Source organism: Sporosarcina sp. FSL K6-5500 (assembly GCF_038005665.1).
In the GTDB taxonomy this organism is placed as follows: domain Bacteria; phylum Bacillota; class Bacilli; order Bacillales_A; family Planococcaceae; genus Sporosarcina; species Sporosarcina psychrophila.
On record NZ_JBBOTP010000001.1, the window covers coordinates 2,171,549 to 2,184,690 of the forward strand.

The 13,142-nt window shown below is 46.4% G+C and carries 6 protein-coding genes, 7 tRNA genes and 4 rRNA genes; all 17 read left to right on the plus strand.

Features of this window, described 5'->3' with window-relative positions; translation table 11 throughout:
• The first annotated feature begins 455 nt into the window (after positions 1-455).
• Positions 456-2,612: a Tex family protein gene (locus tag MKX62_RS10250; protein WP_340741351.1), complete on the plus strand. Its 2,157-nt coding sequence runs from the start codon at positions 456-458 to the stop codon at positions 2,610-2,612.
• Positions 2,613-2,632: 20 nt separating this feature from the next.
• Positions 2,633-3,094, plus strand: a complete 462-nt coding sequence (locus tag MKX62_RS10255; protein ID WP_067205335.1) for a SprT family protein — start codon at positions 2,633-2,635, stop codon at positions 3,092-3,094.
• Between the two features lie 186 nt (positions 3,095-3,280).
• Positions 3,281-3,355, plus strand: a tRNA-Glu gene (locus MKX62_RS10260).
• Between the two features lie 104 nt (positions 3,356-3,459).
• Positions 3,460-3,533 (plus strand) — tRNA-Gln (locus MKX62_RS10265).
• Positions 3,534-3,629: 96 nt separating this feature from the next.
• Positions 3,630-3,702 (plus strand) — tRNA-Lys (locus MKX62_RS10270).
• Positions 3,703-3,771: 69 nt separating this feature from the next.
• Positions 3,772-3,858 (plus strand) — tRNA-Leu (locus tag MKX62_RS10275).
• Positions 3,859-3,961: 103 nt separating this feature from the next.
• Positions 3,962-4,035: transfer RNA gene (locus MKX62_RS10280), tRNA-Gly, on the plus strand.
• A 318-nt stretch (positions 4,036-4,353) separates the two neighbouring features.
• Positions 4,354-5,905, plus strand: a 16S ribosomal RNA gene (locus MKX62_RS10285).
• Between the two features lie 325 nt (positions 5,906-6,230).
• Positions 6,231-9,162 (plus strand): 23S ribosomal RNA (locus MKX62_RS10290).
• Between the two features lie 80 nt (positions 9,163-9,242).
• Positions 9,243-9,358: ribosomal RNA gene (rrf, locus tag MKX62_RS10295) — 5S ribosomal RNA — on the plus strand.
• Positions 9,359-9,426: 68 nt separating this feature from the next.
• Positions 9,427-9,502, plus strand: a tRNA-Asp gene (locus MKX62_RS10300).
• A gap of 300 nt (positions 9,503-9,802) precedes the next feature.
• Positions 9,803-9,918, plus strand: a 5S ribosomal RNA gene (gene rrf / locus MKX62_RS10305).
• Together the 16S, 23S and 5S rRNA genes with 7 tRNA genes alongside form the textbook arrangement of a ribosomal RNA operon.
• A 67-nt stretch (positions 9,919-9,985) precedes the next feature.
• Positions 9,986-10,061 (plus strand) — tRNA-Asp (locus MKX62_RS10310).
• Positions 10,062-10,350: 289 nt separating this feature from the next.
• Positions 10,351-10,803 carry a tRNA (adenosine(37)-N6)-threonylcarbamoyltransferase complex ATPase subunit type 1 TsaE gene (tsaE, locus tag MKX62_RS10315; RefSeq protein WP_067205339.1) on the plus strand — a complete coding sequence of 151 codons (453 nt, stop codon included), beginning with the start codon at positions 10,351-10,353 and terminating at the stop codon, positions 10,801-10,803.
• Positions 10,800-11,510, plus strand: a complete 711-nt coding sequence (gene tsaB, locus MKX62_RS10320) for a tRNA (adenosine(37)-N6)-threonylcarbamoyltransferase complex dimerization subunit type 1 TsaB (RefSeq protein WP_338653726.1) — start codon at positions 10,800-10,802, stop codon at positions 11,508-11,510. Before tsaE ends, tsaB begins: the two co-directional genes overlap by 4 nt.
• On the plus strand, positions 11,497-11,955 hold the full coding sequence (gene rimI, locus MKX62_RS10325) for a ribosomal protein S18-alanine N-acetyltransferase (protein WP_067205345.1): 459 nt from the start codon (positions 11,497-11,499) through the stop codon (positions 11,953-11,955). The genes tsaB and rimI overlap by 14 nt, the downstream gene beginning before the upstream one ends.
• Positions 11,952-12,974: a tRNA (adenosine(37)-N6)-threonylcarbamoyltransferase complex transferase subunit TsaD gene (tsaD, locus tag MKX62_RS10330; protein ID WP_338653722.1), complete on the plus strand. Its 1,023-nt coding sequence runs from the start codon at positions 11,952-11,954 to the stop codon at positions 12,972-12,974. The genes rimI and tsaD overlap by 4 nt, the downstream gene beginning before the upstream one ends.
• Positions 12,975-13,142: the final 168 nt, after the last annotated feature.

Genomic DNA, 13,142 nt, shown 5'->3' on the forward strand with positions numbered 1-13,142 from the left:
TGTGGCAAAGAGCGCCACGTCGCTGGCCCGACTTATGCCTGTCGCGGGCCTACAGGATGTAGGTCATGCAGCTATTGCCACAGGAAGTGGCGCACTTAAGCTGCGATCCATTTAGGCGCCTTGCGCTTTTGTTTCCGTCCAGACTCCAGCGCCTAGAGGCTCGGGTCATAAGTCGGTCCGGCTGTGCGGCAAAGAACGCCGCTTCGCCAGCCCGCCTTATGCCTGTCGCCACAGAACAGGCGCTTGTGCTTTTGTTCGCAGGTAAGAAAGTATACGTTTTTTTGACTTAGAATAGTGTCTAGCTTCAGGCGCCAGCCGCTCGGGGTCATAAGCAATCCAGCTATGTGGCAAAGAGCGCCACGTCGCTGGCTCGACTTATGCCTGTCGCGTCTAGAAGGCGCCTTGCGCTTTTCTTATGTTAAAATGAATCTATAGAAGGAAGGGTGGTTTTATTGATGAAGCATATTGTTGAGGCTACAGCTGGGAAAGCGGCCGTCAGTATACATCAAGCTGAAAAGGTAATCGCATTACTTGACCAAGGAAATACTGTCCCATTTATCGCGCGTTACCGAAAAGAAGAAACTGGTTCGTTGGACGAAGTGCAAATTAAAGCGATTGAAGATGCTTATAGCTATGTGAAAGGACTTGAACAGCGCAAAGAAGAAGTGATTCGCCTTATCGATGAACAAGGTAAACTGGATGACGATTTGAGGAAATCAATTGAAAGCGCTACCGTTTTGCAAAGAATTGAGGACTTGTACAGACCTTTCAAACAAAAAAGACGGACACGTGCCATGATTGCAATTGAAAGTGGTCTTGAACCACTGGCGAAAAAACTGATGGAGTTTCCAGGGAATTCACCGGAAGATCTTGCTTTGCCTTTCTTAAATGAAGAAATTGGCGTAAATGCGGTTGAAGACGCATTGGCTGGAGCTCGGGACATTGTAGCTGAACAATTTGCGGATGATGCCGCAATACGGGAAAACATACGAAAGTTAGCGTGGTCAGATGGGATGATTGTTTCTGCAGTCCGGAAGGGGGCAGAGGACAAGCGTGACGTTTTCGAAAATTACTATGAGTATGAAGAGCCTTTGAAAAAAATCGTTCCACACCGTGTTCTTGCATTAAACCGCGGTGAAAAAGAAGATGTGTTACGTGTCGGTATTTCTTTCCCGAGTGAACGAATTATCGGAGGACTTGAGCGTGAGTTGATTCGTAAATCACATTCGCCTTCTGCACCACATGTAAAAGAAGCGATTGAAGATGCATTTAAACGATTGATTGCTCCATCGATTGAGCGGGAAATTAGGGCGGCGCTTACTGAAAAGGCCGAAGAGCAAGCAATCCATGTGTTTTCGGAAAACTTGAAAAGTCTTCTCCTACAACCTCCATTGAAAGGGAAAGTGGTATTAGGTCTTGATCCGGCCTTCCGGACAGGGTGTAAACTTGCCATAGTTGATGAAACAGGGAAATTACTTGAAATATCCGTAATTTATCCGCATCAACCCAAAATGGAAAAGGAAAAATCGAAGCATGCTATTTTGGAGTTACTGAAAAAGTATCCGATCACAATCATTGCAATAGGTAACGGAACAGCTTCGCGTGAATCGGAATTGTTCATAGTTGAATGTATAAAAGAAGCACAAGCAGGTGTTTCGTATGTCATTGTAAATGAAGCGGGTGCCAGTGTTTATTCAGCTTCGGCTCAAGCGCGGGATGAGTTCCCTGATCTTCAAGTTGAACAGCGGAGTGCGGTTTCGATAGCAAGGCGTTTACAGGATCCGTTATCTGAGCTTGTGAAAATTGATCCAGGCTCGGTTGGTGTTGGACAATACCAACATGACGTAGCTAAAAAACGTCTTTCCGAATCATTATCATTCGTAGTTGAAACAGCTGTGAACCGGGTAGGAGTAGATGTTAACACTGCATCATCCTCGCTACTTCAATATGTGGCAGGGTTGTCCAAAACCGTCGCGGAAAATATTGTGAAATCGCGGGAAGAGAATGGATTGTTTACGAAGCGCAATCAATTGAAGAAAGTACCCCGCCTCGGAGCGAAGACTTATGAACAAGCGATTGGTTTCTTACGGGTACCTGATGCAAAAGATCTGTTTGATTCGACGGGGATTCACCCCGAAAGTTATCAATTGGCGGAACAAATACTAGAAGAAGCGAATGCAAGCAAGAAGTTGCTCGGTAAGAAAGAAACTGGGGATGCATTGTCTGCACTTGACATCAAAGCTTTAGCGATTAAGTTAGATGTTGGGGAAGTGACATTGAAAGATATTATCGAAACACTTCAAAGACCAAATCGGGACCCGCGCGATGATTATCCGCAACCACTATTAAAAGCAGATGTACTCGACATGAAGGATCTATATGAAGGTCTTGAAATGCAAGGAACCGTTCGAAATGTTGTGGACTTCGGTGCCTTTGTGGATATCGGTGTAAAGGAAGATGGTCTCGTCCATATCTCGAAATTGAAAAAAGGATATGTAAAACATCCACTAGACGTCGTTTCTTCAGGAGATATTGTAACTGTGTGGGTGGAAGGTGTAGATAAAGGAAAAGGACGTATTTCGCTGACGATGTTACCGCCGTCTGCAAAATGACGACTAAAGGAGGGGTGGCTATGACGGATGAAGAATTGAAGGAGCTTATTGAAAGTGTTTCTTTAGAAGCATTCGGAAAGTCATTCCTTCATATTGCTCGGTTTAATAGTAGACTAAGAACAACAGGCGGTCGCTATATACTTTCAAATCATTCGATCGAAATTAATCCGTTGGTTTTGGAGTTGTATGGAACTGAAGAGTTGGTTGGTGTAATCAAACATGAACTCTGTCATTACCATCTCCATATAGAAGGAAGAGGTTACCGTCATCGCGATGCAGATTTTAGAGAGTTGCTAAAGCGCACTTCTTCCCCAAGGTTTTGCCGACCACTTACTGAGAAGAATAAGAAGACCTATTCTATCTATGTATATGAGTGTACATCATGTAAGCTACTTTATAACCGAAGAAGAAGGATGGACGTTAGAAAATATAGATGTGGGAAATGTGCAGGGCAAATTGTAGTAGTACAAGCTGTAAAATGATTGTTGAGGACACGGTGAGAGCCTGCAAACCGCACTCTAATCGTGTTCTCAATAATACTTAAAATTAATTGATGAAAAAGTGTTGACGAAATGAGAAACTCTGTTTATAATAAGAAAAGTCGGTTGGGAACGGCGCGCACGACATTAACAAAAGCGTTTCCCGTACATAAGACAAACATCTTATATGGCCCCTTGGTCAAGCGGTTAAGACACCGCCCTTTCACGGCGGTATCACGGGTTCGAATCCCGTAGGGGTCACCATTATTTTTTTTGAAACGAAGTGTTGAAAAGAGTCTGACATGAACTTCATGCGAAGTGCTGAAAGAACTTTATACAACATGAAAGACGACTTATTACCGTATCGGTGGGGTATAGCCAAGTGGTAAGGCATCGGACTTTGACTCCGTCATCGTTGGTTCGAATCCAGCTACCCCAGCCAAACTTTCAGAATGCTAAAGCATACGAGAAGTTGTGCTACAAAAGAAGAGTATCTCGGTTCTTAGGAATGCATGGACTACTTCTTCTATATAATAGAGAGCCATTAGCTCAGTTGGTAGAGCATCTGACTTTTAATCAGAGGGTCGCAGGTTCGAATCCTGCATGGCTCATCATTAACTTGAAAAAAGTATTGACAAATGAACTGTATGGTATATAATAAAGTTTGTCGCTAAAGCAATGCGGTAGTGGCGGAATGGCAGACGCGCTAGGTTGAGGGCCTAGTGGGGGTTAACCCCGTGGAGGTTCAAGTCCTCTTTACCGCACCAAACAACTTGATTCATTAAAAGACCCTTTTACCTCGGTGGGTATAGTGATACATTAAGAAAGAAATGGTTATCATTCAACTAACGTCGGATGTGCCAATATTATGCGGGTGTAGTTTAGTGGTAAAACCTCAGCCTTCCAAGCTGATGATGAGGGTTCGATTCCCTTCACCCGCTCCATACTATTTTTATGAAACACATAAGCAAATCTCGCTTCAGAAGTTAATTTGAAATAGTTGTTGACTTCGCGAAAAGGATATGCTAAACTTAAGAAGTTGTCGTTTGGTTGATAACTAAAAGAAGTGTTAGGAATTCAACTTAATTCCAACACGATGAACCTTGAAAACTGAACAGCAAAACATCAATGAAATACAGCGAGAGTGCTAACGCACTTGAGCAAAACGTTTCTAACTAAATCAGCTTCGGTTGGTTGAAAAGAAACACACACAAGAATCTTCGGATTCGAGTCAGCAAGAAATGAGCTATTCATTTTCTTCTATTATGGAGAGTTTGATCCTGGCTCAGGACGAACGCTGGCGGCATGCCTAATACATGCAAGTCGAGCGGAATGACGAGAGCTTGCTCTCTGATTTTAGCGGCGGACGGGTGAGTAACACGTGGGCAACCTGCCCTACAGATGGGGATAACTCCGGGAAACCGGGGCTAATACCGAATAATCAGTTTGTCCGCATGGACAAACTCTGAAAGACGGTTTCGGCTGTCACTGTAGGATGGGCCCGCGGCGCATTAGCTAGTTGGTGGGGTAATGGCCTACCAAGGCAACGATGCGTAGCCGACCTGAGAGGGTGATCGGCCACACTGGGACTGAGACACGGCCCAGACTCCTACGGGAGGCAGCAGTAGGGAATCTTCCACAATGGACGAAAGTCTGATGGAGCAATGCCGCGTGAGCGAAGAAGGTTTTCGGATCGTAAAGCTCTGTTGTAAGGGAAGAACACGTACGGGAGTAACTGCCCGTGCCATGACGGTACCTTATTAGAAAGCCACGGCTAACTACGTGCCAGCAGCCGCGGTAATACGTAGGTGGCAAGCGTTGTCCGGAATTATTGGGCGTAAAGCGCGCGCAGGCGGTTCTTTAAGTCTGATGTGAAAGCCCACGGCTCAACCGTGGAGGGTCATTGGAAACTGGAGAACTTGAGTACAGAAGAGGAAAGCGGAATTCCACGTGTAGCGGTGAAATGCGTAGAGATGTGGAGGAACACCAGTGGCGAAGGCGGCTTTCTGGTCTGTAACTGACGCTGAGGCGCGAAAGCGTGGGGAGCAAACAGGATTAGATACCCTGGTAGTCCACGCCGTAAACGATGAGTGCTAAGTGTTAGGGGGTTTCCGCCCCTTAGTGCTGCAGCTAACGCATTAAGCACTCCGCCTGGGGAGTACGGCCGCAAGGCTGAAACTCAAAGGAATTGACGGGGACCCGCACAAGCGGTGGAGCATGTGGTTTAATTCGAAGCAACGCGAAGAACCTTACCAGGTCTTGACATCCCACTGACCGGTGTAGAGATACGCCTTTCCCTTCGGGGACAGTGGTGACAGGTGGTGCATGGTTGTCGTCAGCTCGTGTCGTGAGATGTTGGGTTAAGTCCCGCAACGAGCGCAACCCTTGATCTTAGTTGCCAGCATTCAGTTGGGCACTCTAAGGTGACTGCCGGTGATAAACCGGAGGAAGGTGGGGATGACGTCAAATCATCATGCCCCTTATGACCTGGGCTACACACGTGCTACAATGGATGATACAGAGGGTTGCCAACCCGCGAGGGGGAGCCAATCCCATAAAATCATTCCCAGTTCGGATTGGAGGCTGCAACTCGCCTCCATGAAGCCGGAATCGCTAGTAATCGTGGATCAGCATGCCACGGTGAATACGTTCCCGGGTCTTGTACACACCGCCCGTCACACCACGAGAGTTTGTAACACCCGAAGTCGGTGGGGTAACCCTTACGGGAGCCAGCCGCCGAAGGTGGGACAGATGATTGGGGTGAAGTCGTAACAAGGTAGCCGTATCGGAAGGTGCGGCTGGATCACCTCCTTTCTAAGGATTATTACGGAATGTAAACCACGGGTTTACACATTGATGTTTTGCGTTCAGTTTTGAAGGTTCATTAAGCTTTTTAAGCGTTTTTTCGCTTGAAGAAGCCTCTATATATGAACATTCAAAACTTGTTCTTTGAAAACTGAATGAAACGACATTGATAGCAACAAATCAAGTAATCAACGTAGAGAAATTCGTTTCTCTAGATTAGCGCATGCAAATGAGCTAATCATGCAATGCCTTTTACGAATTCCGATTTACATCGCTGTAAAGGAGAATTCACCAAAGAGGAATTCAAGAAGCGTAAGCTTGTTGAAAACCAAAGGGTTAAGTTAGAAAGGGCGCATGGCGGATGCCTTGGCACTAGGAGCCTAAGAAGGACGGCACTAACACCGATATGCTCCGGGGAGCTGTAAGTAAGCTTTGATCCGGAGATTTCCGAATGGGGAAACCCACTGTCCATAATGGGACAGTACGTTTACGTGAATACATAGCGTAAACGAGGCACACCCGGAGAACTGAAACATCTAAGTATCCGGAGGAATAGAAAGAAAAATCGATTCCCTGAGTAGCGGCGAGCGAAACGGGAAGAGCCCAAACCAAGAAGCTTGCTTCTTGGGGTTGTAGGACACTCTATACGGAGTTACAAAGGAATGGATTAGACGAAGCGACCTGGAAAGGTCCGCCGTAGCGGGTAAAAGCCCCGTAGTTGAAAGTCCATTCTCTCCAGAGTGTATCCTGAGTACGGCGGAACACGTGAAATTCCGTCGGAATCCGGGAGGACCATCTCCCAAGGCTAAATACTCCCTAGTGACCGATAGTGAACCAGTACCGTGAGGGAAAGGTGAAAAGCACCCCGGAAGGGGAGTGAAATAGATCCTGAAACCATGTGCCTACAAGTTGTCAGAGCCCGTTAATGGGTGATGGCGTGCCTTTTGTAGAATGAACCGGCGAGTTACGATTCCATGCAAGGTTAAGCAGTGAATGCGGAGCCGCAGCGAAAGCGAGTCTGAATAGGGCGATAGAGTATGGGGTCGTAGACCCGAAACCAGGTGATCTACCCATGTCCAGGGTGAAGGTAAGGTAACACTTACTGGAGGCCCGAACCCACGTACGTTGAAAAGTGCGGGGATGAGGTGTGGGTAGCGGTGAAATTCCAATCGAACCTGGAGATAGCTGGTTCTCTCCGAAATAGCTTTAGGGCTAGCCTCAAACTTAAGAATCTCGGAGGTAGAGCACTGTTTGGACTAGGGGCCCATCCCGGGTTACCGAATTCAGACAAACTCCGAATGCCGATGATTTATGTTTGGGAGTCAGACTGCGGGTGATAAGATCCGTAGTCGAGAGGGAAACAGCCCAGACCACCAGTTAAGGTCCCCAAGTATTCGTTAAGTGGAAAAGGATGTGGCGTTGCCCAGACAACCAGGATGTTGGCTTAGAAGCAGCCATCATTTAAAGAGTGCGTAATAGCTCACTGGTCGAGTGGCGCTGCGCCGAAAATGTACCGGGGCTAAACGAATCACCGAAACTGTGGATTGACATCTTAGATGTCAGTGGTAGGAGAGCGTTCCAAGGGCGTCGAAGCTAGACCGTAAGGACTGGTGGAGCGCTTGGAAGTGAGAATGCCGGTATGAGTAGCGAAAGAAGGGTGAGAATCCCTTCCACCGAATGCCCAAGGTTTCCTGAGGAAGGCTCGTCCGCTCAGGGTTAGTCAGGACCTAAGTTGAGGCCGAAAGGCGTAGACGATGGACAACAGGTTGATATTCCTGTACCACCTCCCCGCCGTTTGAGCAATGGGGTGACGCAGTAGGATAGGGTGAGCGCGCTGTTGGTTATGCGCGTCTAAGCAGTGAGGTGTGGAATGAGGCAAATCCCGTTCCTATAACATTGAGCTGTTACAGCAAGGGGATTTATCCCTGAGTCCCTGATTTCACGCTGCCAAGAAAAGCCTCTAGCGAGGCGGGAGGTGCCTGTACCGCAAACCGACACAGGTAGGCGAGGAGAGAATCCTAAGGTGATCGAGAGAACTCTCGTTAAGGAACTCGGCAAAATGACCCCGTAACTTCGGGAGAAGGGGTGCTCTGGTAGGGTGTTAAAGCCCGAGAGAGCCGCAGTGAATAGGCCCAGGCGACTGTTTAGCAAAAACACAGGTCTCTGCAAAACCGCAAGGTGAAGTATAGGGGCTGACGCCTGCCCGGTGCTGGAAGGTTAAGAGGAGAGGTCAGCGCAAGCGAAGCTTCGAATTGAAGCCCCAGTAAACGGCGGCCGTAACTATAACGGTCCTAAGGTAGCGAAATTCCTTGTCGGGTAAGTTCCGACCCGCACGAAAGGCGTAACGATCTGGGCACTGTCTCAACGAGAGACTCGGTGAAATTATAATACCTGTGAAGATGCAGGTTACCCGCGACAGGACGGAAAGACCCCGTGGAGCTTTACTGTAACCTGATATTGAATTCCGGTGCAGCCTGTACAGGATAGGTAGGAGCCTTGGATTCCGGAGCGCTAGCTTCGGATGAGGCGTTGGTGGGATACTACCCTGGCTGTATTGGACTTCTAACCCATGCCCCTTATCGGGGCAGGAGACAGTGTCAGGCGGGCAGTTTGACTGGGGCGGTCGCCTCCTAAAGAGTAACGGAGGCGCCCAAAGGTTCCCTCAGAATGGTTGGACATCATTCGTAGAGTGCAAAGGCATAAGGGAGCTTGACTGCGAGACCTACAAGTCGAGCAGGGTCGAAAGACGGGCTTAGTGATCCGGTGGTTCCGCATGGAAGGGCCATCGCTCAACGGATAAAAGCTACCCCGGGGATAACAGGCTTATCTCCCCCAAGAGTCCACATCGACGGGGAGGTTTGGCACCTCGATGTCGGCTCATCGCATCCTGGGGCTGTAGTCGGTCCCAAGGGTTGGGCTGTTCGCCCATTAAAGCGGTACGCGAGCTGGGTTCAGAACGTCGTGAGACAGTTCGGTCCCTATCCGTCGCGGGCGCAGGAAATTTGAGAGGAGCTGTCCTTAGTACGAGAGGACCGGGATGGACATACCTCTGGTGTACCAGTTGTCTTGCCAAAGGCATCGCTGGGTAGCTATGTATGGACGGGATAAATGCTGAAAGCATCTAAGCATGAAGCCCCCCTCGAGATGAGATTTCCCATTACGCAAGTAAGTAAGATCCCTCAAAGAAGATGAGGTTGATAGGTCTGGGGTGGAAGCACGGCGACGTGTGGAGCTGACGGATACTAATCGATCGAGGACTTAACCAATTTTGAAAAGGGCTTGATTACCCTGATTCGTGTAGCACAATGTCTGTTTTATTCAGTTTTGAGCGAACAAGCTCAAAGAGTCTGGTGACGATTGCGAAGAGGTCACACCCGTTCCCATCCCGAACACGGAAGTTAAGCTCTTCAGCGCCGATGGTAGTTGGGGGTTTCCCCCTGCGAGAGTAGGACGTCGCCGGTCTCACACATTTATACTTCGACATAAATGTGGTGAAGTTAATTGAAAAGTCGAAAGTTATTACATGTTAAGGTCCCGTGGTGTAGCGGTTAACATGCCTGCCTGTCACGCAGGAGATCGCCGGTTCGATCCCGGTCGGGACCGCCATTATATTTTAAATTCAGAACCGATTCCAGGGATTAATTCCGGAGTCGATTTTTTGTATTGCGAAATAAAAGATAAATGAACTTTGAGGCAATTCAATCTAGGTACGCTATAGTAAGGAAGTAGATTCTAATAAATAGGGGACTTAACGGTATTTGAAAAGAGTTTTATCATCCTTATTCATCAATAATGATGCTTATTTCATTCATTATGAACGAATTAGAACCGTCCATAAAAATAGTTCTTGTAATTATCGTAAGACGTGCTATACTAAGTATTGTCTTTGAGAAAAGATGATGTAGGTCTGGTGACGATTGCGAAGAGGTCACACCCGTTCCCATCCCGAACACGGAAGTTAAGCTCTTCAGCGCCGATGGTAGTTGGGGGTTTCCCCCTGCAAGAGTAGGACGTCGCCGGTCTCACATATTTACTTTCGACATAAATGTGATGAAGTTAATTAAAAAGTCGAAAATTACTACATATTTAGGTCCCGTGGTGTAGCGGTTAACATGCCTGCCTGTCACGCAGGAGATCGCCGGTTCGATCCCGGTCGGGACCGCCATTAAATTTTAAATTCAGAACCGATTCTAGGGATTAATTCCGGGATTGGTTTTTTTGTATATAGAATTCTAAGGTTTAACTAAAATGCTTTTTAAAAAAAGCAGTAAGCAACACTCTTGAGAAACTAAACAATGTTATCGTAAAAGAAGACAACGTTTTCAGCAAAGTAAACAACACTCTATGAGAAATAAAGATCATTTACTACGAAAACACATCTATCAAGGGTAGATACTTTCTGATATAACATGTTTTCGGTACACTATAACAAAGAAGCAGAAAGGAAATAATCTATGACTCAGAAAATAGAAGTAAATTCTGTCGAGGAGACAGAGCTAATTGCAACGAAACTTGCAGCACTCCTTACACCACCGGATGTACTTACGCTTGAAGGCGATTTAGGTGCAGGTAAAACGACATTTACAAAGGCGCTTGCAAAAGGACTGGGCGTTACACGCACGGTTAACAGTCCGACATTCACAATCATCAAACAGTACGAAGGTAATTACCCACTCAATCATCTCGATGTCTATCGCTTAGCTGGCAGCGATGAGGATCTTGGCTGGGATGAACTATTTTATGGAGATGCAATATCTGTTATCGAGTGGGCGCATCTTATTAAAGATGATTTGCCGGCAGAACGTCTGGAAATTCAGCTAGTTCACGGTGGCGGAGATAACCGGATGATTATATTCACGCCAATAGGTGAAAGATATGAAAAGATTTGCGAGGGGATTTTCTTATGATCTGGCTAGGTATAGATACGGCTAACACGCCCATTTCAGTTGCACTTGTGAAAGATGGCGAACTATTAATAGAAGGAACTTCAGCGATTGCTATTAACCACTCGCTACGTGCTATGCCAGCAATTGAGGAGCTGTTGGAACAAGCAGGGTTAGTACCGGCGGATATTGATGCAATTGCAGTCTCAGAAGGGCCAGGCTCTTATACAGGGGTGCGAATCGGAGTGACGATAGCGAAGACACTTGCTTGGACACTTGGTAAACCTCTTGTTGGCGTATCCACATTAAAAGCACTAGCGGCAAATGCATTATTCTTCAATGGTTTGGTTTGTCCAATTGTCGATGCAAGACGGGACAATGTCTATGCTGGCGTTTATCAATTTGATGCAGGAAAGCTTACTGAAGTTATTGAGGATGGCCATTACTCTTTGGAAGAGTTGGTACACTTGCTTGAGCAGCATAGTAGTCCTATTTTATTCGTTGGAAAAGATATAGCAATGCATGAGCAAAAACTTATTGAGCAGCTTGGACAACGTGCAGTTCTAGCGCCTCTTCAGTTTAATCTACCACGAGCCTCTTCACTTATTTATATTGCCTTGCAATCAGAAGCAGAAACGGATATACATGCATTTGTTCCGGAATATCGACGTATTGCTGAAGCTGAGGCAAATTGGTTAAAAGAGCAGGGGAAGGACAATGATCGTGGATAAAGAGATTAGTTATAGAGAGATGGGAATAGAAGATATTCCTTCTGTTGTTGAAATCGAAAAGGAAGCATTTGCGACACCATGGACTGCAGAAGTTTTTGAGCACGAAATGACTGGAAATGACTATGCGCATTACGTTGTTGCAGTCTTTGAAGAAGAAGTGATTGGGCATTGCGGAATGTGGATCGTACTGGATGAGTGTCATATTACGAATGTTGCGGTACGGAAGCATTTAAGGGGCAATGGCATCGGCGAAGCTCTGATGAAAGAAGCGATTGCACTTTGTATAGAAAAAAAAGTCCGGTTAATGACACTGGAAGTGCGGATGACCAATACTACGGCTCAAAACCTTTACCGTAAGCTTGGGTTCCAGGACGGCGGAATTAGGAAAAACTATTATACGGACGACCATGAAGATGCGCTCGTCATGTGGGTGGAATTCAAATGACAAAAGATATCTATATATTAGGAATTGAAACGAGCTGTGATGAAACAGCTGCATCCATCGTGAAAAATGGAACGGAAATTATATCGAATGTCGTAGCATCTCAAATTACTAGCCAAAAACGATTTGGCGGAGTAGTACCGGAAATTGCATCGAGACACCATGTTGAACAAATTACACTAGTAATTGAAGAAGCACTTGCGATTGCTGAACTAGAACCTGCGGATCTTGACGCCGTTGCTGTGACAGAAGGACCTGGTTTAGTTGGGGCCTTGTTGATTGGGGTTAATGCTGCAAAAGCATTTGCTTTTGCCAATGGTCTACCGATTATTGGCGTTCATCATATTGCGGGACATATATATGCTAACCAACTAATGCAACCCATGGAGTTCCCGCTTCTTGCACTCATCGTCTCAGGGGGCCATACAGAGCTGGTAATAATGGAGGGGCATGGTTCGTTTAAACTGGTTGGAGAAACACGTGATGACGCTGCTGGTGAAGCCTACGATAAAGTAGCTCGTGTACTGGGCCTCCCTTACCCGGGTGGTCCTCAAATCGATAAGTTGGCAGCTGAAAGTGATGGACAAGTTGAATTCCCGAGAGCTTGGCTAGAGCCGGGTTCTTATGACTTTAGCTTTAGTGGTCTTAAATCATCAGTGATTAACTATAAGCATAATCTTGCGCAACGTGGTGAGGCTGTAAACCCTTCTCATGTCGCGGCTGGTTTTCAGGCGAGTGTCGTTGAAGTGCTGACTACTAAAGCGTTAAGGGCAGCGAAAGAGTTCGGGGTGAAACAGGTAATTGCGGCTGGCGGGGTAGCAGCGAATAAAGGGTTACGTTCTTCTCTTGAAGAAACATTTAAGAAAGAAGAGATACCTTTTTACGTTCCACCAATCATACTATGTACAGATAATGCGGCAATGATTGCTGCAGCGGGATCGGCTATGTTTATAGACGGAATACGCGGAAATCTTGCTATGAATGGTAAGCCTGGCATGTCCCTTGTTTCATGGAAACAATAAATAAGTAAAAACACGAAAGTCGTCATATTGTGACAACTTTCGTGTTTTTTTATCCCGATTTTTTTGAAGATGTCAATAGGGAACATTCGTACTTATGCACAATTGTGGATAAGTTGTGCATAACAATTGTATATGCACATTTAGTAACAGTGGTTGGAGGATAACTAT